The organism is Flavobacterium myungsuense (assembly GCF_042677265.1).
Lineage (GTDB): Bacteria > Bacteroidota > Bacteroidia > Flavobacteriales > Flavobacteriaceae > Flavobacterium > Flavobacterium myungsuense.
In genome coordinates this window covers 16,954-40,313 of record NZ_JBHTIZ010000025.1, presented here as the reverse complement: position 1 = coordinate 40,313, position 23,360 = coordinate 16,954, and the positions used below count along the sequence as shown (strand labels likewise).

General features: G+C 31.1%; 17 protein-coding genes. 7 read left to right on the top strand and 10 right to left on the bottom strand.

Translation table 11 applies throughout. The features are described 5' to 3' along the window. The first annotated feature begins 66 nt into the window (after nt 1-66). Together ACFQ0S_RS09740 and ACFQ0S_RS09735 are read left to right on the top strand one after the other, a co-directional pair. Entirely contained in the window at nt 67-831 is a 765-nt protein-coding gene (locus tag ACFQ0S_RS09740) for an MBL fold metallo-hydrolase (protein WP_379757101.1), read from the top strand. Nucleotides 832-843: 12 nt separating this feature from the next. Beyond that, the gene (locus ACFQ0S_RS09735; RefSeq protein ID WP_379757104.1) at nt 844-1,344 is read left to right on the top strand and encodes a hypothetical protein; all 501 of its coding nucleotides are present in this window, start codon (nt 844-846) and stop codon (nt 1,342-1,344) included. Nucleotides 1,345-1,369: 25 nt separating this feature from the next. Here the strand turns inward: ACFQ0S_RS09735 and ACFQ0S_RS09730 are convergent, their stop codons facing one another. From ACFQ0S_RS09730 to ACFQ0S_RS09715, 4 genes are all read right to left on the bottom strand, one after another. Next, nucleotides 1,370-2,017: an alpha/beta hydrolase gene (locus ACFQ0S_RS09730; protein ID WP_379757107.1), complete on the bottom strand. Its 648-nt coding sequence runs from the start codon at nt 2,015-2,017 to the stop codon at nt 1,370-1,372. Between the two features lie 2 nt (nt 2,018-2,019). After that, nucleotides 2,020-2,346: a hypothetical protein gene (locus tag ACFQ0S_RS09725; protein ID WP_379757110.1), complete on the bottom strand. Its 327-nt coding sequence runs from the start codon at nt 2,344-2,346 to the stop codon at nt 2,020-2,022. Nucleotides 2,347-2,721: 375 nt separating this feature from the next. After that, entirely contained in the window at nt 2,722-3,975 is a 1,254-nt protein-coding gene (locus tag ACFQ0S_RS09720) for a dihydroorotase (RefSeq protein ID WP_379757113.1), read from the bottom strand. Beyond that, nucleotides 3,972-5,915 (bottom strand): BatA domain-containing protein, encoded by a 1,944-nt coding sequence (locus tag ACFQ0S_RS09715; RefSeq protein ID WP_379757116.1) that lies wholly within the window; start codon nt 5,913-5,915, stop codon nt 3,972-3,974. Before ACFQ0S_RS09715 ends, ACFQ0S_RS09720 begins: the two co-directional genes overlap by 4 nt. 227 nt (nt 5,916-6,142) lie before the next feature. On the opposite strand from ACFQ0S_RS09715, the gene ACFQ0S_RS09710 reads away from it, so the two are divergent. The 5 genes from ACFQ0S_RS09710 to ACFQ0S_RS09690 all read left to right on the top strand — a co-directional run bounded on the left by ACFQ0S_RS09710 (nt 6,143) and on the right by ACFQ0S_RS09690 (nt 11,186). Further along, nucleotides 6,143-7,204 carry a lactonase family protein gene (locus ACFQ0S_RS09710; protein ID WP_379757119.1) on the top strand — a complete coding sequence of 354 codons (1,062 nt, stop codon included), beginning with the start codon at nt 6,143-6,145 and terminating at the stop codon, nt 7,202-7,204. Between the two features lie 95 nt (nt 7,205-7,299). Continuing rightward, the gene (gene menA, locus ACFQ0S_RS09705) at nt 7,300-8,229 is read left to right on the top strand and encodes a 1,4-dihydroxy-2-naphthoate octaprenyltransferase (RefSeq protein ID WP_379757122.1); all 930 of its coding nucleotides are present in this window, start codon (nt 7,300-7,302) and stop codon (nt 8,227-8,229) included. A gap of 13 nt (nt 8,230-8,242) precedes the next feature. Beyond that, the gene (locus ACFQ0S_RS09700) at nt 8,243-8,923 is read left to right on the top strand and encodes a metal-dependent hydrolase (RefSeq protein ID WP_379757125.1); all 681 of its coding nucleotides are present in this window, start codon (nt 8,243-8,245) and stop codon (nt 8,921-8,923) included. A gap of 9 nt (nt 8,924-8,932) precedes the next feature. Next, nucleotides 8,933-10,129 (top strand): tetratricopeptide repeat protein, encoded by a 1,197-nt coding sequence (locus ACFQ0S_RS09695; protein WP_379757128.1) that lies wholly within the window; start codon nt 8,933-8,935, stop codon nt 10,127-10,129. A 22-nt stretch (nt 10,130-10,151) separates the two neighbouring features. Next, nucleotides 10,152-11,186 (top strand): o-succinylbenzoate synthase, encoded by a 1,035-nt coding sequence (locus ACFQ0S_RS09690; RefSeq protein ID WP_379757131.1) that lies wholly within the window; start codon nt 10,152-10,154, stop codon nt 11,184-11,186. 106 nt (nt 11,187-11,292) lie between these two features. Here ACFQ0S_RS09690 and ACFQ0S_RS09685 read toward each other — a convergent pair whose 3' ends face one another. From ACFQ0S_RS09685 to ACFQ0S_RS09660, 6 genes are all read right to left on the bottom strand, one after another. Next, a complete protein-coding gene (locus ACFQ0S_RS09685) occupies nt 11,293-13,695 on the bottom strand; it encodes an alpha-ketoacid dehydrogenase subunit alpha/beta (RefSeq protein WP_379757134.1) in 2,403 nt (800 codons plus the stop codon). A 184-nt stretch (nt 13,696-13,879) separates the two neighbouring features. Then, nucleotides 13,880-16,702 (bottom strand): aminopeptidase, encoded by a 2,823-nt coding sequence (locus tag ACFQ0S_RS09680; protein WP_379757137.1) that lies wholly within the window; start codon nt 16,700-16,702, stop codon nt 13,880-13,882. Nucleotides 16,703-16,833: 131 nt separating this feature from the next. Continuing rightward, a complete protein-coding gene (locus ACFQ0S_RS09675) occupies nt 16,834-17,562 on the bottom strand; it encodes an LOG family protein (RefSeq protein ID WP_379757140.1) in 729 nt (242 codons plus the stop codon). Nucleotides 17,563-17,622: 60 nt separating this feature from the next. Beyond that, entirely contained in the window at nt 17,623-20,454 is a 2,832-nt protein-coding gene (gene uvrA / locus ACFQ0S_RS09670) for an excinuclease ABC subunit UvrA (RefSeq protein WP_379757143.1), read from the bottom strand. Nucleotides 20,455-20,556: 102 nt separating this feature from the next. After that, nucleotides 20,557-21,510, bottom strand: coding sequence for a Fic family protein (locus ACFQ0S_RS09665; protein WP_379757146.1), 954 nt, complete (start codon nt 21,508-21,510; stop codon nt 20,557-20,559). Nucleotides 21,511-21,572: 62 nt separating this feature from the next. Then, nucleotides 21,573-23,357: a chloride channel protein gene (locus ACFQ0S_RS09660; protein ID WP_379757149.1), complete on the bottom strand. Its 1,785-nt coding sequence runs from the start codon at nt 23,355-23,357 to the stop codon at nt 21,573-21,575. Between the last annotated feature and the right edge of the window lie 3 nt (nt 23,358-23,360).

The window sequence follows — 23,360 nt, the reverse complement described above, 5'->3', positions numbered from 1 at the left end:
AAAGTTAACAAAATTGAATTTTAACAAACGGTAAATAATGCTATTTTTGTATAAAAATTAACGAACTTGAAAATCTATTTTTTAGGAACAGGAACTTCTCAAGGTATTCCAGTAATTGGAAGCAGTCATTCTGTTTGCAAAAGCCTAGACACCAAAGATAAAAGACTTCGGGTTTCAGTTTGGATTTCTTGGGATCATTTTTCTTTTATAATCGATTGTGGTCCTGATTTTAGACAACAAATGTTGGTTTCAAATTGTCAAAAAATTGATGGAATCTTGTATACTCATGAACATTCTGATCATACAGCAGGATTAGACGATATTCGACCATTTAATTTCAGGCAAGGTGAAATTCCAATTTATGCACATAAAAGGGTTATCGAAAATCTAAAAAGAAGATTCGACTATGTTTTTGAAACCGAAAATAGATACCCAGGTTCACCAAGTGTAAGTTGCCATGAAGTGATAAATAATTACCCTTTTCCATTAGGTAATAAAGTGGCAATCCCGATTAATGTTTATCACGGAAGTCTTCAGGTTTTTGGGTATAGAATTGATGATTTTGCCTATTTAACAGATGTGAAAACCATTGAAGATTCTGAAATTCATAAATTAAAAGGATTAAAAATTTTAGTGGTAAATGCATTGCGAGAAGAACCACATAAAACGCATTTTAATTTAGAAGAAGCTTTACAATTTATAGCATTAATACAACCCGAAAAAGCTTATTTAACTCATATTAGCCATCTTTTCGGATTTCATGAAGACATACAAAAGCAATTGCCTGAAAATGTTTTCTTAGCTTATGATAATTTAGAAATTAATATTTAAACTATTGATACAATGAAAAAATCCTTTTTTCTTTACCTTTTAATTTTAGCTGTTTTAATGAATATATTCACTTATATGTATTACAGCAAGAAAGCTACTTCTGAGGAAACTAGATTTAAAGTATCGAATGCTAAATTAAGAGATAGCCTAAATACAGTTACATCAAAATTAAATGATGCCAATTATTTTTCTTTAGAAAATAATGAAAATGCGCAAAACTATTTTGACAATGCTAATGCTGAAAAGTTTATTGCATATGAGAAATTAATCCCATTTGTGAAAGAAAAATTGATGGATGCAAACGAAAACCCCGCTGGGAACCCTTATATAGGTATGGATAAAATAGGAGAACAAAAATTCATCATTAATAAAGTTAAAATTCTAAACCACCGTTGGATTATAGCGGATTATAGCGATGGTGATTATTGGGGCGAAGCATTAATTAAATACTTCATTAATGATGATGAAACAGTTTCGTTTGAGAATTTTCAAACACTATTGTATCAAAAATAGCTCACAGAAAAGTAAACACTGAAAATTATTTTTCAAGCAGCCAATTTTTAAAATCATAAAAATTTTGAGGCGAAACCCCATGACCTATAGGATACTCTTTATATACACATTTAATCCCTAAATGCTCTAAAATTGGTTTTGCTTTTCTGGCCCATTCTACGGGAATCACTTGATCTACCGTGCCATGTGAAACAAATATCTTAAGATTAGAAAAGTTATTGTTTTTATAATTTTCAGTTACAATATCTAAATTTAAATAGCCACTCATTGCTACCACTCGTTGTATTTTTTCTGGACAAGATAAGGCTACAGCATAACTTAAAATACTTCCTTGGCTAAACCCAATAAGTGTTACGTTATTCGGGTCAATAGGATAATTAGTGATTAGCTCATCAATAAAAGTACTAATTATATCTCGTGAAGTTCGAGCTTGGTCATGGTCTGAAAATTTATTTTCATCAGCATCAAAATTTATGGCATACCAAGCATAGCTTCCATATTGAAGGCTGTATGGCGCTCGAGCTGAAATGACATAATAATGATCGGGTAATTCAGCTGCAAATGAAAACAAATCTTCTTCGTTACTGCCATATCCGTGAAGCAATAGCAATAAAGGATTCTTATCTAATTTTACTTTAGGTGCTCTAACAAGATGATGCAAAGATAAATTCATAATTAAATACTTTTAAAAGCTTTCTGAAATAAATTACCCAACAAAGGCAACGGTTTAGTTTCACCTTTTATAGCGCTAAAGATACCATAAGTCCATAAAACCGAAACGAAAATCCACATCGTTGCAGATATCATTATACTATCAAAATTACTAATTATAAGTCCGAGTGAAATAAACGTTATAGACAACCCTAATGCTTGCCTGATATGAAAAGAAGCAAAAGGACTTTTATTTTCGGAATTCATAGACATAGCTATCAGTACGCCAATAATTAGTATGTAACTGGTTATGGCAGCAGTTTTTCCTTCTTCAATTTTATTGTTTTCCATTTTTATTTGTTTAACCACAAAGTCCGCAAAGGTTTTACGCTAAGCTCACAAAGTGTTTATTTAGATTATAATTATTAGTGTTCTTGGTGCCTTCTTCGTGTGCTTTGTGTTTAAATTTTTGTTTTTTTAACCACAAAGTCCGCAAAGGTTTTACGCTAAGCTCACAAAGTGTATATTTAGATTATAATTATTAGTGTTCTTGGTGCCTTCTTCGTGTGCTTTGTGTTTAAATTTTTATTTTTTTACCACAAAGTTTGCAAAGGTTTTACGCTAAGCTAACAAAGTGTTTAGTTGGTAATAATTAGTGCTCTTTGTGTCTTCTTTGTGCTCTTTGTGTTTAAAGTTTTTTTACCAAAAAGCTCACAAAGTGTTTATTTATGCTAGTATTAATTTTCCTTTATTGTAAATTCCATATGCTTTTCCTTTCATTTTTGCACCTAAAAAAGCGGAATTTTTAGATTTCGATAAGATGTTTTCCTTTTCAAATGTCCAATTTTCTTCAGGAGAAAAAAGCGTAATGTTTGCAATATTTCCTTTGTCAATGGTATGGCTTTCTATGCCAAATCTTGATTTTTTCTCGGTCAATTTTTGTATGATTGTTTCTAAAGGCAAGACGGTGCTTAAAGCTCCAAAAGTGCTTTCTAATCCAATAGTGCCGTTTTTTGCCAAATCAAATTCCATTTTCTTATGCTCAACGTCAATCGGGTTATGATCGGATGTTATTATGTCTATTGTTCCGTCTTGAATTCCTTTTAGTAAGGCTTGTCTGTCTAGTTCTGTTCGCAATGGTGGGTTAACTTTGTATCTTGAATCAAATTCTTCTAAAGCTTCATCTGTTAAAACCAATTGATGCACTGATACGCTACAAGTTACATCCAATCCTTTTGCTTTTGCTTCTTTAATAAGTTGTACTGATTTTGTAGAGGAAATAGTAGGAATATGTAATTTGCCTCCGGTATATTCTAATAAAAATAGGTTTCGGGCTATTTCTATCTCTTCTGCCATTGCAGGAATACCTTTTAATCCTAATCGTGTCGAAACTATACCTTCATTAACAACTCCGTTTCCTTTTATTTCTGTATTTTGAGAAAATGCAATTACTAATCCATTAAAATCTTGAGTGTATTGTAGCGCAATTTTTAATAAATTCGGATTGTTTGTATTTTTATTATAATCTCCAAAAGCGATTGCACCTGCGTTTTTCATATCAAACAATTCAGCTAAATCTTTTCCTAAACTTGCTGAAGTTAAAGCACCTATTGGATATAATTCTGTAGCAAATTCTTGAGCTTTTGCCTTTACAAAATTTACTTGAGATTGATTGTCAATAATCGGGTAGGAGTTGGGTTGTAGGGCAATTGCAGTGAATCCACTTTTTGCAGCAACATTCAACCCGTTTGCAATGGTTTCTCGTTCTTCAAATCCTGGCTCTCCTAAAGAAACACTAGAATCAAACCAACCTTCAGAAACATGAAGATTATCTAATTTTATTTCTTGAAAATCGGATGTTTGTTCCAGCTTCTCTCCAATTTCAGTTATCGTTTCTCCATCAATTTTTATATCGACAACTTTGTTGTGATAGGTGCTTTTAGGATTTATAATTTTAGCGGCTCTAATTATAATTTTCATTTTACGAATTTTTGTATGAATACTTCGGTAACTAAAAACAATAAAGTTAAAATAACAAACCATTTCCATATTTCGGTATTGGTGCGATCTTGTTGTATGGTTTCGAAAACAGTTTCTATAGAATTAATAATTTTATAATCAGACAATAAATTTTCATTTGCTGTGGCTAAATTACTTTCGGTACGGTTGTAATTAAAGCTTATATTTTTAACTAATTCTTCCTTTTTATAAACTCCAAAATTACCTGCTATTTCAGGATAATCATTACACGTAATTTTTACTTTATTATTTAAGATTTGTTGAATAGGAATAAATTTTTCTTCAGTAGATGTTTTTGTATTGCTTTTTACATTTACAATTTCATCTTTAGCCAATGAAGCATCAACTAAAATTGGATTTTTTTCTCCTATAATTAAAGAAGAAACTCCTGTTGTAGAAGTACTTTGTGCCATGTTGTAAAATGTAGGCACAATTAAAGGAGAATTCTGAAAATTAGAGTTCGATTTATTTATTGCTGCTGTAAAAATATAAACTGACGATAACTGATTGGGCAATGCCGTCAGGAAAACACTTTGATCTTCAAAACTTAAAATGGCTGGGTTTGAACCATCAATCTGAAAAGAAAATTTTGTGTTTGGATATTGAAAATTGGCAATTTGCTTCTCAAAAACCGATTGGTATAACGGATTGTTAAAAGCAATTTTTGTAACCAGTTTTTCTGAGTTTTGTAATGATTTGAATTGTATTTTTCCAAAATTAGATAGGACAGTATTTACATTTGAGGTTGAACTTTCGTTTGATGGAATAAATATCAAGTTGCCTCCTTTTTCAACAAATGATTTTAATGTAGTTTGTAATGCTTGCGGAATTTCTTTGAGTTCGTTAAGAACTATAGCATCTTGATTTTCTAGAATATTATAATCTAAACTTTCTAAAGTAAAGTTGTTATAGTTAAATTCGTCTTTAGTGTAAATTCGTGATAAGAAATTACTTTTTTCATAGTCTCCTATACTTAAAACAGCTATTTTTTTAGGCTTTGAAATACTGAAAAACAATTTGTTGTCATATTGCAAAGCATTATCAGTAATAGCAACATAACCGTGAAAATCTTCCTTTGGAATCGTGAAATTGATGGTTTTTTGTTTCGATTCAAATGGAACTAAAGTTTTTGCAATGAGTTTTTCTTTGTTGAATAGCGCTATTGGAATTGATTCAAAATCTTCTCCGTAGCCTGATAATTTTATAGCAATTTCATAAAAATCATCTAAAGTTTGTTTGATATAAAAGCTATCAACTGCAATATTGTTTTTTTGTTCTGCTTTAGGAACAATAAATAAAGCATTCAAATCTTTATTAATGCTTTTTAGTTGCTTTTGTTCTAAACCAACAACATCTGAAATGATAATAACGTCTTTATTAAAGGCAGATTTATGCGACTTTATTTTTGCCATCGCACTTTCTAATTGAAAAGGTAACGGACTGTATTTTAAGTTTTGCAACTCAGTTCGCATCGATTTGATATCTGTATTCCAAAAGGTTTCTGAATTGGTTATCAATGAAAAATTTTGATTTTCTGGAGCGTGTTCTAGTAAATCTTCGACTGCTCTTTTTAATAATTCTCCTTTTTGTCCTTTGGCCTGCATACTGAATGAATTGTCTAAAACAATATACATTTCATTTGTACTGCTGTTGCTGTCTTTAGCTTTAAAAAAGGGTTGGGCAAAAGCTAAAATAATACACGTTAATAATAACAAACGTGTTGCTAATAGTAGCCATTTTTTTATTTGAGAACTTTTTCGGGTTTGTATAGAAAGTTCTTTTAGTATTCGAACATTTGTAAAGTATTCTTTTTTAAAACGGCGCAACTGAAACAAATGAACCAAAATTGGTATTACCAGTAAAAATAGGAAATAGAGAATTTCAGGGTGTTTGAATTGCATTCTAAATTTAGTTTACTTCACAAATTAAAATTTCTTAGAAGTTTATTGAATTACATTTGCCAAAAATACTACTTTTTATGATTTAGATGGAGTAATTTTAGAGAATAAATTCAATACTTGTTTTCTCAGTAAACTTCGGTTTTAAAAGCTATTTTTGTTGTTCATATAAAGTGAAAAAAATGAAAATATTTTCTTTAATTCTGTTAACCGTCTTTATAGTCCCCAAAATGATTGCACAAGATAAAAACCGCAATTTAATTATTGGGACTTATACCAATTCCTGCGAAAGTCAAGGAATTTATGTATATGATTTTAATACTAAAACGGCTGATTTTAAAGAGAAATTCTTTTCTGAAAAAACTATAAATCCAAGTTACCTAACGGTTTCTAATGATGCTAAATTTATCTATAGCGTCAATGAGAACGGATCAAAAAGTACGGTAAGTGCTTATACTTTTAATTCAAAATCTGGCGCATTACAATTAGTAAACCAGCAAGACTCTAAAGGAGCCGATCCTTGCCATATTATAAATGATGCTAAAAATCTAATTGTGGCAACTTATTCTGGCGGTTCGATTTCGGTTTTTAAGAAATTATTAGATGGTAGTATTTCTGAAGCAAAGCAAGTTGTTCAGCATAAAGGAAAAAGCATAAATGCACAAAGGCAAGAAAGTACTCATGTGCACATGGTACAATTTACGCCTGATAAAAAGTTTGTATTAGCTAATGATTTGGGAACCGATAAAATTTACATTTACAAATACAATCAAAACTCAAAAAATAAAATTCTAGAAATTAAAGACAGTGTTGCTGTGAAAGCCGGAAGTGGGCCAAGACATTTAACGTTTAGTAACGATGGCAAATTTGTTTATTTATTACAAGAGTTAAACGGAGGTTTAACAGTTTATAGTTGCAAAAAGGGAACGTTAAAAATGATTCAGGAAACCAGTGTGGTTGTTCCAGATTTTAAAGGACAAATAGGAGCTGCTGATATTCATGTTTCGCCAAACGGAAAATTTCTATATGCAACAAATAGAGGTTCTGCCAATACTATTTCGTGTTTTCGGATACAAAATAACGGTCAGTTAGAGCTAGTTGAAACTGTTTCAACTGATGGAATTGGAGCAAGAAATTTTGTTATAGATCCTACTGGGAACTATCTTTTAGTAGCTCATCAATATTCAAATAGTATAATCATTTTTAGCATCAATTCATCTACTGGAAAGCTCTCTAATTCAGGAAAAAGAATCGATTTATGTGCTCCTGTTTGTTTGGTTTTTGACAAATAAAAGTAGGAATTTAAGAACCAATTATTTTTAAAAGAATCATAAAGATTATTTTTATAAACTAATTAATGATTAATTTTGATGAAAAATATTTTTAAATGAAACATTGGATTCAAGCTGCACGATTACGAACATTACCATTATCAGTTTCAGGAATACTATTAGGAAGTTTTTATGCCATGTCACAATCGATGTTTAATTGGAAAATTGTGATTTTTGCACTTTCAACTACATTAGGATTACAGATACTTTCTAATTTTGCCAATGATTATGGAGACGGAATAAAAGGAACCGATAACCAAGACAGGATTGGACCCAAAAGAGCCATTCAAAGCGGAGTGATTTCTCCAAAGGAAATGAAGTGTGCTATCATAATTACCTCAGTTTTGACATTAATGTCGTCAATAGTACTTATTTATTGCTCGTTTAAAGATCATAATTTAGCATTTTCGTTATTTTTTCTAGTACTTGGTGTTATAGCAATCGCTTCTGCCATAAGATATACAGTGGGTTCAAGCGCTTATGGATATAGAGGTTATGGCGATATTTTTGTTTTTATTTTTTTTGGATTAGTTAGCACTTTAGGCATTTACTTTATGTTTGCTAAAACTTTCGAAAACGGATATTTACTTTTTCTACCTGCAATAGCTATTGGTTTTTTAAGTGTTGCGGTATTAAATTTAAACAATATGCGTGATGAAATTTCAGATAGAAAGTCTGGAAAAAATACTATTGTTGTAAAAATTGGAGTAGAGAAGGCCAAGCTTTATCATTATTTTTTAATCATTTCTGCAATGGTTTTGGTGTTGCTTTTTGGAATTCTAAACGATTTTAATTTTGATCAATATATTTTTATAGTTGCTTACTTCCCTTTAATTAAGCATTTAATTGTTGTTTATAAAGCAAAGGATACTAGGTTATTAGACCCTGAATTAAAGAAAGTAGCCTTAAGTACTTTTTTTCTAGCGGTATTACTTTCTTTGTGTCTTATTTTCTTTTTGTCGGATATAGTCGTTAATAATTCTTAAAAAAATGTAGAACATGAAAATTACTTTTTACGGTCATTCTTCATTTGGCATTTATGTGGGTGGCAAATTTATTTTGGTAGACCCTTATATTTCTGCAAACCCTAAAGCAAGTCCTATTAACATCAATGAGTTAAAGCCAAACTATATTTTACTTACTCACGCTCATCAAGATCACATTTTAGATGTTGATTATATAGCAGAAAATAATCCAGATGCTCTTATTGTTTCAAACTATGAAATAGCGACTTATTTTAGTAATAAAGGGTTTAAAAGCCACCCTATGAATCACGGAGGAACTTGGAAATTTGATTTTGGAACTGTAAAAATGGTAAATGCAGTTCATTCTAGTTCTTTTACTGATGGCTCTTACGGAGGTAATCCCGCTGGATTTGTTATAGAAGGCGAACATAAAAATATTTATATTGCAGGAGATACGGCGTTAACAATGGATATGAAATTGATACCAATGCGAACCAAACTCGATTTGGCGATTTTACCTATAGGAAGTAATTTTACTATGGATGTTGAAGATGCAATTCTAGCCTCTGATTTTATTGAATGTGATAAAATTTTAGGATGTCATTATGATACTTTTGGCTTTATCGAGATTAATCATGAAGAAGCCATTCGTAAGTTTTTTAATAAAGGAAAAGACTTGATGTTGTTAGAAATTGGTCAAAGTATTGAATTGTAACATCATTTTATGCGAAATAAACTTTTAATTTTTATATTTTCAATTTTTATTCACTTTCAAAGTTTTGCTCAACAAGACGGCTATTGGGATAAAGAACGCGCTACTACAAAAGAAGAAGTTCTTAGTGCAAGAAAACGAATAGTTATAAATACCGAAGATTTGCCAATAGGCACTACAGAAGTCGTTTTTAGAATTACGCTTCTTGACGAAAATCAGCAAATGGCAAATAGTCTCGTTTCAGTTTTAAAAGCCATTCCAGATCCTACAGGAATTAGTCAGGGTTCGGCAGGTGCTATACTTTTATTATCGAAAATTTCGGGAGATGATACATGCAAATATGCTGTTTTTTCAGATGAAAAATTTAAAACTTCTTATTTAGAAAACGCAACGATCACCAATGCTTGTTATGTTCAGGAAAAGCCAATAAATAAGGATGCGAAACGACTTTCTATTTCCTCCTCAGCTTGTTTAAAATCAAAATCATTATGGTTTGGTTTTGAAAACAAAAACTGGATTATGAATCAAAAAATTGTGCTAGAAGTTGTGCCATGGGTAGATAATAAACTCAGCAGAGGTTGGACTGTTGAAAACAGGAAATCAATCTTAAGTTTATGTAAATCAACTGATTTGGCAAAAAAAATTAAAGATTCTGATGATTATTGTGTTTGTATATTAGAAAAATTACAAAAACAGTATCGTCATCAGGAGTATCAAAGCTTACTTGCTGTTGAAAAAACCAAAGTGATTAAAGATATTGGGAAAAGTTGTTTTAAAGAAACTGGAAGTTCTGATTTGATTTATACTTCTATACGAAATCAATCAGATGAATTCATCAAAAAAGGTAAATACGGCGAGGCAATTGATAAATTGCTGACCATTATTGAAAGTAAAAATGCAACCGCGGTAGATTATAATTCAATAGGAAATTGTTATCTTACAACAAAGCAATACGGCAAAGCGATTAAATTTTTAAAAGAAGGAGAGCGGTTTGATAATACAGAGCTGTTAATAAAACTCAATTTAGCTCACGCTTATTTATTAAATGATAATTACAGTCAAGCCAAGTCAATTTATAAAAAATACCAATCACAAAATGTTACAGACAGCTTAAGTTGGTCTCAAAAAATAAAACTTGATTTTGAAAATTTTAAAAAATTAGGAATTTCAAACGAAGATTTTGATAGAGTTTTAAAGCTAGTAGAATAGTAATCCAAATATAAAAGATTAATTGAAAGCGACTTATTCTAAATATATTCTAAATTTCAAAAAACCGTCAGGAACTTCTCGTGGAGTTATTTTAGAAAAAGAAACGTGGTTTATACTTCTTGACGATAAAGATAAAAAAGGAGTAGGTGAGTGTGGTATTTTAAGAGGTTTAAGTATTGATGACCGACCTGATTATGAAGAAAAATTACAATGGACTTGTGCTAACATTCATTTAGGAAAAGACAAGCTTTGGGAAAGCTTAATTGAGTTTCCTTCTATACAATTTGGAGTTGAAATGGCGTTTCAGTCTTTAGCAAGTGAAACTCCATTTTTATTGTTTCCTTCTGATTTTACGAATGGCTCAAAATCGATACCTATTAACGGTTTGGTTTGGATGGGCAACGAGTCATTTATGAAGGAGCAAATACAAGAAAAATTAGCTGATGGTTTTCATTGCATTAAACTCAAAATTGGAGCAATAGATTTTGAGAAAGAACTACAATTGTTGCAATTTATTCGGCAACATTTTACTGATGAACAAGTCGAAATTCGAGTAGATGCTAACGGTGCATTTAATACAAGTGAAGCATTAGGTAAAATAATTCAATTATCTGAATTTAAATTACATAGCATAGAACAGCCTATTTCAAAAAACAATACTGACAGTATGGCAGATTTGTGTAAAATCACTCCAATTCCTATCGCTTTAGATGAAGAACTTATAGGTGTGTTTTCAATGCAAGACAAAGAGGAATTATTACAAAAAGTAAAGCCGCAATACATCATTTTGAAGCCCAGTTTTATTGGTGGTTTTAGAGGAACTCAAGAATGGATTGCATTGGCAAATAAATACCAAATAGGATGGTGGATTACTTCTGCATTAGAAAGTAATGTTGGACTAAATGCTATTGCTCAATGGACATTTTTACAAGACAATACAATGCCACAAGGTTTAGGGACAGGTGCATTATATACCAATAATTTTGATTGTCCATTACGTGTTTCTGAAGGGCAATTGTGGTATAAAAATGCTGAGAAATGGAATTATAATTTCTAACAATGAATTTTTTTGAATCCCTTAATTTTTAAATTATTAGAAATATTTCAAAATAAAAAATCCCAACCTTTATCGATTGGGATTTTTTAGAATTTTTTTATAGTGTTTAATACAAACTCGGAAATTGGCTAGGATTTACCTCGTTCATCATAGCGTATACTTTTTCATAAATATCTTCAATAGACGGTTTAGAAAAATAATCGCCATCAGTTCCATAAGCTGGTCGATGCGGTTTTGCAGTTAAGGTTTGCGGTTTACTATCTAAATAATCGTAACCATTTTGAACTTCTAAAATTTGTTGTAAAATATAAGCGGAAGCTCCGCCAGGAACATCTTCGTCAATGACTAATAAACGATTCGTTTTCATTAGACTTTTCACAATGTCTGCATTAATGTCGAAAGGCAATAATGATTGAACGTCTATAATTTCGCAATCAATACCAATATCTAAAAGTTCTCTAGCGGCTAACTCTACTAAACGTAAGGTTGAGCCATAAGACACTAAAGTTATTGATGAACCTTCTTTAATAGTTTCAACAACACCAATAGGGGTTTTAAATTCCCCTAAATTTGTTGGCATTTTCTCTTTAAATCGATAGCCGTTTAAGCATTCTACAACTAATGCGGGTTCATCTGCTTCTAACAAAGTGTTGTAAAAACCTGCGGCTTTAGTCATATTTCTTGGAACAAGAACGTGAATACCTCTTATGGCATTAATAATCATCCCCATAGGAGAACCAGAATGCCAAATTCCTTCCAATCGATGGCCTCTAGTTCGAATGATTAATGGTGCTTTTTGCTTGCCGTGCGATCGGTATTGTAAAGTTGCTAAATCATCACTCATGATTTGAATAGCATAAAGAAGATAATCTAAATATTGAATTTCAGCAATTGGTCGCAACCCTCTCATTGCCATTCCAATTCCTTGACCAATAATGGATGCTTCTCTAATGCCAACGTCAGTAACACGCATGACGCCATATTTTTTTTGCATGCCTTCTAATCCTTGATTCACATCGCCTATATTTCCGGCATCCTCACCAAATATTAAGGTGTTAGGATATTTTGTAAAAATTACATCAAAATTGTCTCGCAATACCACTCGAGCATCAGCTTCCTCTGCGTTTTCATCGTATACCGGTAAAACTTCATTTATAGAGAAAGCGGTTTTGTTAGATTCAGAAAATAAATGCGAACTAAATTTAGGCTGTATTTTTTGTATGTAACTTGTAATCCATTCAGAAAGTTCTACTTTGTTATTTTCTTTCACAATCATTCTTAACACTTTACGAGCAGTAGTAAGAATGTCTTTTCTAATAGGTTCTTTGATTGAATTTAAATCGGAAGCATATTTCTGAATAAAAACCTTATTTACAGATGAGGTTGCTATTTTCTCTAATAAAGCAACTAGTTCCTCTTTTTCAGTTTTGAATGGAGTTATAAAGGCTTCCCATGCTGCTTTTTTGCCTTCAAGAACTTCCTTTTTAGCCTTTTCAACAATTTGATCAAGCTCTTCCTCAGTGGCTATATGATGCTCTAATAGCCATGATTTCATTTTTTTATTACAATCAAATTCGCGCTCCCAGCTTAATCGTTCTTCATTTTTGTATCGTTCATGTGATCCAGAAGTTGAATGACCTTGAGGTTGTGTTAACTCGTCAACGTGAATTAAAACTGGGACATGCTCTTCACGAGCAATTTGAGCAGCTTTCTCATAAGTTGTTATTAATTCGGCATAATCCCATCCTTTTACGTTTAAAATTTCAAAGCCCTTATACTCTTCATTTCTTTGAAAACCACTTAAAATTTCAGATATGCTTTCTTTTGTTGTTTGGTATTTGGCATGAACCGAAATACCATATTCATCATCCCAAACACTTAAAACTATTGGAACTTGTAAAACTCCAGCAGCATTCATAGATTCAAAAAATAACCCTTCTGAAGTACTGGCGTTGCCAATTGTTCCCCAAGCTATTTCGTTTCCATGTACTGAAAAATTAGTACTGTCAATTCCTTCTACGTTTCTATAAATTTTTGATGCTTGTGCTAAGCCTAATAGTCTGGGCATTTGCGCAGCTGTTGGCGAAATATCTGTGCTCGAATTTTTTTGTTTTGTTAAATCTTTCCAAGAGCCATCTTCGTTTAAGTTATGACTTTGAAAGTGACCTCCCATTTGTCGACCTGCCGACATTGGGTCGTGATTTACGTCAGGATGACCGTATAAACCTGCAAAAAATTGTTGTATTGTCAATTGACCAATCGCCATCATAAACGTTTGATCTCTATAATATCCAGAACGAAAATCGCCATTTTTGAAGAATTTTGCCATTGCCAATTGCGGAACTTCTTTTCCATCACCAAAAATCCCGAATTTTGCTTTCCCGGTCAAGACTTCTCTTCTTCCTAAAAGGCTACATTCTCTACTAGTAACAGCAATTTTGTAATCATTCAACACCTCTGTTTTGAAATCTTCAAAAGTTAATACTGCTTTAGTCTCTGCTTGTATCATAAATAGAATGTATAGCTTTAAGGAACAAATTTAATTAAAAAGTAACGATATTCATAATGCAATGTAAAATATCTATTTTTAAATATAATCATAATAAATCATAAAAGTTACTTTTTTTAATCAAAAAATATTTATTAAAATTTGACTATAAGTAAATAAATAATTATTTTTTATTTGCTTTCATTTAAAACCACTTTCTAGTAAAAAGAGTCATCAAAGTTTTAGGACTTAAAGTAATTACAAATCTAATTTTATCGGAATAATTTTTATCTGAAATTTCCCAACCTCTATTGGAGTAAACCGGAAAATAAAGTTCGAAATAATCGGCTACAAGATTCAAACGAATACCATTATCAAAAAGAAATTTTTCGTTGCTATTTCTGTTTTTTACTAATCCCAAATCATTATATATTTCTATCCAATTCCAAACATTAAAACTTATATTAGAGGTAATTATCCATTGGTTTATTAAAGAAGGAGCTAATTTTGATTTAAATCCGCCTTCAGCAAGAAAAAATTGTTGGCTTAATAGTCCTGCAGTTTCTGATCTTCCTAAATAATTATATTCGAAAAGATAATCGTTTGGGTTGCTGAGTCCAAAATCATAATCGTTACTTTCATCATTGTTGAACATAAATGCACCTGCAAAAAGGCGTAAATTGATTTGGCGATTGTCATTAAATAGTTTTCGGTATTGCATTTCTCCGGCTATTTTTCCAAAATTGCTTGACAATTGTATATCAGAATTATAATTTAAGTGATTGGTAACTTCGGTTTTAAAATTGAAGTATTTAGCACTAAAAATCCTGTAGTTTTCATTAAGATCATTAGTTATTAAAGAGGCTTCTTTGTTTACAATATTATATCTAAAAACAAATCCTTGTTTTTTATTGTTTCTAAAATCGGGTTCTCTAATTAGCATAGAAACCGTAGGATTTATCTTTAGGTAGGTGGCGTCTGGTGCATAATGAAAGAAGGAAGCATTCATGGAGTATCTAACATTATATAACCTTCCTTCTCTGTAGTTTTGATTAATTCCAAACGAGTATATGCCTGAAAGTGTACTTGTTTTTGTTGAGTAAATCGGATTTACATCAAAAGTAAACGGTTTGTCAAGAATTGTTTTATTGTGCAACCGCATTCCTAAACTAATTCCGTCATAGAAATTATAGGAAATTGTGGGTACGAATAAAATCTGATTGTAATAGGGGTCTTCTAAGTCTTTCATGAAGACAAATTTTACAGGACGATTTGTTGGAGAAAACCCTTTCAAGGATTTCCAATTGTTTCTTAAATTAAATTCGGGAACTTCGTTTTTGTAATTCAAAACAATTTTGTCAGCATCCTTTCTACTTAAAGTAAATGTACTATCGGTTTGAATGTTTTCGAACCATTTTTTGAAAACAATTCCCCCTTTTTTTACTCCATATACAGGAATCGGAACTGTTGTTCCTGTTTTGTTTTTGATTGTGAAAGTCACGCTGTCTTTAGTTTTTGAGAAATCAGAAAACTTATAGTCAATAATGTCTCGTGAATCGATAATGGTTTTAAAAAACCAATCAATTTTTTTATTTGAATTGGCTTTAAGAATTTCTTCGAAAGTATTTCGAGAGGTTTGTTTTTCTTTATTTACGGCATAAAATTGCTTAATAGCATTCGGAACAATATTTTCGTCTAAATAATTATCTAAATATTTCAAACTCAATCCTGCTCTGTATTTTGAGGCAATTTTTTCATTAAATCGTATTAAGTTTTCCTTTGATTCACCTAAGGGTTGGTCTAAATTTTTTCGAGCCATCAGCATATAATAATAGCTGTATTGTTCATTAAAATCTAGATTGATTAAATTAAAGCTTTTTAATAATTTTAATTTTGCTAAACTCCCCATCATCTTGCTTTCAGGGTGATTTTGCTCTATATATTTCATCATGGTATAGACCTGAATACCATCAAAAATCCAATTGTCTTTTCTATTATCTAAATTTAAAGTGTTTTTTAAATAATTGTTGAGATAGGTTTTTAAAAACTTAAGCTCAAATAAAAATTCATCAGAAAATGGACTTATGAATGCAGGAAGTTGATTTAAACCATAAAAAGGATTTCGTTCATAATCTTCTTGAGTAACTGTAATTTTTTCGTGTGGATATTGACCAATTTCAGAATTAACAAATTTTACAATTCCGTCAATAACAATTGCTTTCTGAACGTCATTAAGCTTATTGTCTTTTAGGTTAGAAACTACATTTAATATTTCATTAGTATAACTACTAAAACTAGTTTTAGGTTCTAAAATTAGATTAAAATCAAGTCGATTTTTTCCTGAAAAAGTATAGATATTGTCGTCTTTAGCATTTGTTTTTTTAATTTGATTGAGATCAGAAGTTAACTCAAAATTTGAAGGAATTTTAACTTCTAAATCATAATCGGAAATACCATTTGCAATATCATCTAAATTGGCATTACTGTATTTTATAAAGGAGTGATTTTCATATCGCGCTGGAGTTAGAAACCAATTTTTTAAACTCATTTTATCATTTGAACCATACCCAAATTTTGTAAATTCGTCACTCGGTATTTTTACAGTATAGGTTAAATATAGTTTTACTTTTTGGTTGGGAGCCAATTTCGAATTCAAACACAATTCAATTAAATCTAAATTTTCTTCAACTCTATTCCATAACAAAAAGAGTTTACTTTCATCAAAAACTGTAATGTTTTTGGTAAATCCTTTTTGCTTTTCGCTCGAAAGATGAAAATTCCGAATAAATTCATCTGAAAACCTTTTTGCTAAAAGTGAATTTTTAGAGGAATACGCATTGTTCCAATCGTTTAAAATAATGGTGTTTAATGAATCTGGTGTTTGGTTGAAAAAGGTTAATTCTTGAAAAATGGTGAGTGTTTTATTTTCAGGATTTATGGCAACAGTCATCTTAGAATGATGTTGGCCATATTGTTTCATTGAAGTAAACAAAACAATTAGAAAATAAATAGAATAAATATTTTTCAAGACTTTTAGGAATGATTGTAATACTATTAAAACGAAAATAAATGCGTAAAATTATCTCTTTGGTTTTGCTAATTTAATTAAAAATAAGAGTAATCTTAAAAAAAATGCTTCCAATTTCGGAAGCATTTTTTTTAGAAATTAGGACTCAAATTGTATTTTTTATAAAAACTATTTAAGACTTCAACAACTTCGTCTTCTGTGTCAACGATTTTAAATAAGTCTAAATCTTCGACTTTTACTGTTTTTTCTTTCTCTATTAAAACCGTTTTAATCCATTCGATTAGACCTGACCAGAATTCAGAACCTACAAGAATGATAGGAAATTTTCCAATTTTTTTAGTCTGAATTAATGTTAGTGCTTCAAACATTTCGTCTAATGTTCCAAAACCACCAGGCATGACCACAAAACCTTGAGAATATTTTACGAAAATAACTTTACGAACAAAGAAATAATCGAAGTTTAAGTTTTTATCTTTATCAATATAAGGATTAAAGTGTTGTTCAAAAGGCAATTCAATATTTAGTCCTACCGAAGTTCCTCCTCCAAGATTGGCTCCTTTATTACCCGCTTCCATAATTCCCGGTCCTCCACCCGTAATAATACCGTAGCCGGCTTTACTAATTTTATAAGCAATTTTTTCAGCTAATTGATAATAAGCATGTTCTGGTTTTATCCTAGCCGAACCAAATATAGTAACACATGGGCCAATTCGAGACATGGTTTCATAGCCATTTACAAACTCTGACATTATTTTAAAAATGGCCCAACTATCGTTTGTTCGTATCTCATTCCAAGTTTTTCGCTTCAATTTATCTTGGATTACTTTCTCTTCGTCATGATCAAAATCTTGTAACTTCATATTATTTGTACTAAAAATTCTATTAATTTTAATGTTTCAAAATAATTATAAAACAGCCTGCTAAAGTAATTCTTTTTTCAGAAACTGTGCAGTATAGCTTTTCTTATTTTTTATTAGTTCCTCAGGAGTTCCTTTTGCAACAACTTCGCCTCCTCCTTTTCCGCCTTCAGGACCTATGTCTATGATGTAATCAGCTAATTTAATCACATCCATATTATGTTCAATAATCAAAATTGTATTGCCTTTATCTACTAATTTATTGATGACTTCCATCAATACTCGAATGTCTTCGAAATGCAAGCCGGTTGTGGGCTCATCTAAAATATAAAATGTATTTCCTGTATCTTTTTTAGATAGTTCTCCAGCCAATTTAATTCGTTGTGCTTCGCCTCCAGAAAGTGTTGTGCTTTGCTGTCCTAGAGTAATATAGCCTAAACCAACATCTTGAATAGTTTTAACTTTACGGTATATTTTAGGAATATTTTCAAAAAACGGTACAGCTTCATCAACAGTCATATTCAAAACATCTGAAATTGATTTTCCTTTATATCTAATCTCTAAGGTTTCTCTGTTAAAACGTTTGCCTTGACACGTTTCGCATTCTACATAAACGTCAGGTAAAAAATTCATTTCAATAGTTCGAACACCAGCGCCTTCACAGGTTTCGCAACGCCCTCCTTTTACATTAAAACTAAATCGTCCAGCTTTATAGCCACGAATCATACTTTCGGAAGTCATTGTAAATAGGTTTCTAATTTCAGTAAAAACTTCAGTATATGTTGCTGGATTTGAGCGTGGAGTTCTGCCAATAGGACTTTGATCGATATCAATAACTTTATCAATATGTTCTAAACCTTCAATTTTTTTATATGGTTGCGGTTTTTTTACGCCATTAAAATAAAATTCATTTAAAATAGGGTAGAGTGTTTCATTAATTAATGTCGATTTTCCACTTCCAGAAACTCCTGTAATGCAAATCATTTTTCCAAGAGGTAATTCTATCGAAACATTTTTAAGATTATTACCAGTTGCTCCAGTTAGTTTTAGAAATTTTCCATTTCCAGAGCGTCTTTTTTTAGGGATTTCAATTTTCATTTCGCCATTCAGATACATTGCCGTCATGGTATGTTCTTTCAGGATTTCGGCGGGAGTCCCTTTGCTTATGATTTCACCTCCATGTTTTCCCGCTTTCGGACCAATATCAATAACATAATCAGCGCGTTCAATCATATCTTTGTCATGCTCTACAACAATTACTGAATTTCCAATGTCACGCAATTGTTCTAAAGAATGAATCAATTTTTCATTGTCTCTTTGATGCAAACCAATACTTGGCTCATCTAAAATATATAAAACGCCAACCAATTGTGAGCCAATTTGTGTAGCCAGTCGAATGCGTTGTGCTTCTCCACCAGAAAGTGATTTTGAGCTTCGGCTTAAAGCCAAATAATCTAAACCTACATTCATTAGAAAGTTTAATCTGTCTTTAATTTCTTTTATTACTTCAGTTGCTATAATTTTTTGCTTATCAGACAAATGATTATTTAATTCATTAAACCAAATTGTTAAATCTGAAATATCTAAATTGCATAATTCAGTAATATTTTTTTCATTAATTTTAAAAAATAAAGCTTCTTTTTTTAATCGGGAACCTTCACAAACAGGACATTTTATTTCATCCATGAATTCCTTTGCCCAACGTTTTATAGTTGCTGAACCACTTTCGTCATGTTGATTTTTGATGAAATGTGAAATACCTTCAAATTCAATTTTGTATTCTTTAGTTACTCCTAGTATTTTAGACTCGATAGTAAATTTTTCTTTGCCACCGTTCAAAATCATTTCCATTGCTTCCTCAGAGATGGTTTCGATAGCATCAGTCAATTTAAAATTATATTTTTCGCCAATAATTTCCAATTGCTTAAAAATCCAAGACGATTTATATTCGCCCAAAGGCACAAAGCCACCAACTTTAATTGATAATTTAGGATTTGGAATTATCTTTTTTATATTAATTTCATTTACAGTTCCTAATCCGTTACAATGTCCGCAAGCTCCTTTTGGAGAATTAAAAGAAAACAAATTTGGCTCTGGATTTTGGTAGGAGATTCCAGTTGTAGGACACATTAAATTTCTACTAAAAAAGCGTACTTTATTGCTATCTTGATCTAAAATCATCAATACGTTTTCGCCATGATACATAGCTGTTTTGATGCTTTCGGTCAGTCTTTTTTCATTGTCAATAGTATCTTCAATTACCATTCTATCAATTACAATTTCAATATCATGAGTTTTGTAACGATCGAGTTTCATACCAGCAGTAATATCTTTGATTTCATCATTAATTCTTACTTTCAAGAATCCTTGCTTCGCAATTTGCTGAAATAATTCACCATAATGTCCTTTTCGAGCTTTAATTACTGGGGCTAAAATGTTGATGCGCTTGCCTATGAAATCTTTTGTGATAAGTTCTTTAATTTGGTCATCGCTATAAGAAACCATTTTTTCACCAGTATTATAACTGTAAGCGTCACCAGCACGAGCAAAAAGTAACCTAAGAAAATCATAAATCTCAGTAATAGTTCCTACTGTAGAACGTGGACTTTTACTTGTCGTTTTTTGCTCGATAGCTATAACAGGCGAAAGGCCATCAATTTTATCAACATCTGGACGTTCTAATCCGCCAAGGAATTGTCTTGCATAAGCTGAAAAAGTTTCTACATAACGACGTTGTCCTTCTGCATAAATGGTATCGAACGCCAAAGAGGATTTACCAGAACCTGAAAGTCCTGTAATGACAACTAATTTTTCTCTTGGAATAGAGATGTCAATATTTTTTAGATTATGAACTCGCGCTCCTAATACCTCAATAGTATTATTATTTTCTAGCATAATTTTGGTAAAAACGCAAAGTTAACATTTTGATTTGTTCTTTTGATGTAACGATTAACAAGATTTTGTTAAAGGGTAAGACAATAAAGACGCCAACTTTTGTCAGCGTTTTCTTTTTCTTGTTAAAATATAATCCTCAATGGCTTCTTTAGTTGTATACCAATTTCTACCTTCTTTATAAGCATCTATTTTTCCGGTTCTAGCCAATAAACTTATATATTCCTGACCATAAGGACTTTTAGGTTCACTAACGATATCTGAAATTTTTTGAAAATCAGTATCGTTGTCAGGCATTGCATTGATATATATGTTTAAGCTGCGTTCTAATGCTTGACACATCAAAAGTATTAGTTTTTGATAATTGCCATTATTAGCTTGATAGAGTGCATCATAGTATTTTTTTCTGTCATTTTTAAGAATAATTGCTGGTGGAAAACCACAACGCATTAATAATAAATTCATTGCCAGTCTAACAGTTCTGCCATTTCCATCAAAAAAAGGATGAATCCAAACTAATTTATGATGGAATATAGTTGCTAGTTCTATAGCGTTAAGTTGTAAAGGATTTGTATTTATAAATGAGATTAATTCATCAAGGTAATTTGAAACTTTATTCGCATTTGGTGGGGTAAAATTTGCTCCAGAAATACGAACACCTCCGTTTCTTAAACGACCAGCGAAATCCTCTTCAATTGAACGTAAAACTAAATTATGAATAGAAAGAATATCTATGCTTCTTAAAGCATAATTTTCATTTACAATATTATACAAATAATCTATAGCTTTATCATGATTGTGAGTTTCAAAGTGCTCGCGCAATGATTTTCCTCTTATAGTAATTCCTTCTTGAATTACCATTTGTGTTTCTCTGAGACTTAAAGTGTTTCCTTCTATACTGTTAGAATTATAAGTCCATTCTATTGATAAGCTTTCTTTAATTTTGTGTAAAGCTATGTTTGGCAACGGTCTGCTGGATTGCAAATGTTGTTTTTTTTCAAACAACCTATCAAAGGTTGATTGCATTTCGGTTCTATATTCTAAATTTATTTCCCACATTTCCCAACAAAAATACATATAATATCGGAAATATCAAAAAAATACCTTATCCGATATTAAAATTAATCAATTGTCATTGATTTTAATTTACTTCGATAGGCTTCGAGAGCAATAGATTTTGAAATAAAACCGTAATATTTTCCGTTTTTGAGAACAGGAAGAAAAGCAACTTTAGAAGTCTCAAATTTGTTCATTACAGTCTCCATACTGTCCATTGGATAAATAATTTCCTTTGGTTCACTCAAGACTTCTTTTATTGAAGTATATTTTACTTTAAAATTACTGAAAATAATTTCCCTAACATCATTAAAATGGATAACACCAAGAAGTTGTTTTTCTGTATTTATTACAGCAAAAACTACTTGGTTAGAATGAGAAATTAAGTCTACTAATTTTTCTAAATTTTCTTCGGGTAAAAGGGTTAGATAATCGGTTTGTATGATTTTTTCGGTTTCAATTGTGGATAAAATGTTGCTGTCTTTGTTACTTGTAAAAGCATTTCCTTTTCTAGCCAAATTTTTAACATCTAAAGAATGTTTTTCAAAACGTTTAGAAATAGCAAAGCTAATTGATGAAACTATCATTAATGGAATCATCAAATCATATCCACCAGTAATCTCAGCAATAAGAAAAATTGCAGTTAATGGAGCGTGAAATAATCCGCTCAAAATGCCAGCCATTCCTACCATTGTAAAATTACTTACGGGAAGTTTTGTTAAGCCAACTAGGTTTAAAAGTTTTGAAAAGAAAAAGCCAACATAAGAACCTAAAAATAGAGCGGGAGCAAAGTTACCACCGTTTCCTCCGCTACCAATTGTGATTCCAGTAGCAAAAACTTTTAGCATCATGGCGCAACCCACAAAAAGGAGTAGTGCCCAACTATTATTTCTAAAATCGCTAAATAAAGTGTTCTCTAATAATTTTCCTGGATCGCTTTCGGATAATGTTTTAATGCTTTCATATCCTTCGCCAAAAAGTGTTGGAAAAATAAAAATTATAACTGCTAGAATTGAAGCGCCAAACAAAGCTTTTTTATAGAAGCCAAATCTTATTCTTGCAAAAAAATGTTCTACTCTTTGAAAATTTCTAGAATAATATACAGAAATTAATCCAGTAAAAATGCCTAGTAGAATATAATACGGAACGTTATGATAATTAAAAGTTTCTTGTTGTTTAAAAGACAATAAAATGGTTTCGTCTAATGCTAGTGCAGAAACTAATGCACCTGTAGCAGCAGCAATCATAATTGGTGTAAAGGCTGAAATACTTACATCTACCAACAATACTTCAATGGCAAATAAAACTCCAGCAATTGGCGCATTAAAAGCTGCAGCAATACCTGCCGCAACGCCGCATCCTATAAGAAGTGTCCTATCTTTGTATCTTAATTTATATTTTTGAGCATAATTAGAACCAAACGCTGCACCAGTAATTACAATTGGACTTTCTAAACCAGCCGAACCCCCAAGTCCAACCGTTAATGAACTGGTTACAATTTGAGCATACATTTGTTTTTTTGGAATAATACTCGCTTTTTTGGCTACAGCATATAAAATTTGAGAGGTTCCTTTTTCTATCGTTCCACCTAAAACTCTTTTTACAACAAAAACAGTCAGTAAAATTCCAATTATGGGTAAAATACTATTTATAAAACTCAATTTTAGAATTCCGTTTACTGATGTAGCAAATAGGAAAACCCAATGCGCAAATGTTTTTAGCACAATTACAGCCAGAGCAGCAGAAATACCAACTAAAACACTAGATAAAAATATAAATTGTTTATTGGTGAGTTTGCTTTGTGCCCAAACAACAAGTTGTTCAAATTTATTTAATATTTTTCTAAACATTGA

Bases quoted from the DNA above. Each gene is read 5' to 3' on its own strand.
- ACFQ0S_RS09735 (WP_379757104.1), top strand. From the start codon at position 844: ATGAAAAAATCCTTTTTTCTTTACCTTTTAATTTTAGCTGTTTTAATG.
- ACFQ0S_RS09730 (WP_379757107.1), bottom strand. From the start codon at position 2,017: ATGAATTTATCTTTGCATCATCTTGTTAGAGCACCTAAAGTAAAATTA.
- ACFQ0S_RS09725 (WP_379757110.1), bottom strand. From the start codon at position 2,346: ATGGAAAACAATAAAATTGAAGAAGGAAAAACTGCTGCCATAACCAGT.
- ACFQ0S_RS09720 (WP_379757113.1), bottom strand. From the start codon at position 3,975: ATGAAAATTATAATTAGAGCCGCTAAAATTATAAATCCTAAAAGCACC.
- ACFQ0S_RS09715 (WP_379757116.1), bottom strand. From the start codon at position 5,915: ATGCAATTCAAACACCCTGAAATTCTCTATTTCCTATTTTTACTGGTA.
- ACFQ0S_RS09710 (WP_379757119.1), top strand. From the start codon at position 6,143: ATGATTGCACAAGATAAAAACCGCAATTTAATTATTGGGACTTATACC.
- menA (WP_379757122.1), top strand. From the start codon at position 7,300: ATGAAACATTGGATTCAAGCTGCACGATTACGAACATTACCATTATCA.
- ACFQ0S_RS09700 (WP_379757125.1), top strand. From the start codon at position 8,243: ATGAAAATTACTTTTTACGGTCATTCTTCATTTGGCATTTATGTGGGT.
- ACFQ0S_RS09695 (WP_379757128.1), top strand. From the start codon at position 8,933: ATGCGAAATAAACTTTTAATTTTTATATTTTCAATTTTTATTCACTTT.
- ACFQ0S_RS09685 (WP_379757134.1), bottom strand. From the start codon at position 13,695: ATGATACAAGCAGAGACTAAAGCAGTATTAACTTTTGAAGATTTCAAA.
- ACFQ0S_RS09675 (WP_379757140.1), bottom strand. From the start codon at position 17,562: ATGAAGTTACAAGATTTTGATCATGACGAAGAGAAAGTAATCCAAGAT.
- uvrA (WP_379757143.1), bottom strand. From the start codon at position 20,454: ATGCTAGAAAATAATAATACTATTGAGGTATTAGGAGCGCGAGTTCAT.
- ACFQ0S_RS09665 (WP_379757146.1), bottom strand. From the start codon at position 21,510: ATGTGGGAAATAAATTTAGAATATAGAACCGAAATGCAATCAACCTTT.
- ACFQ0S_RS09660 (WP_379757149.1), bottom strand. From the start codon at position 23,357: ATGTTTAGAAAAATATTAAATAAATTTGAACAACTTGTTGTTTGGGCA.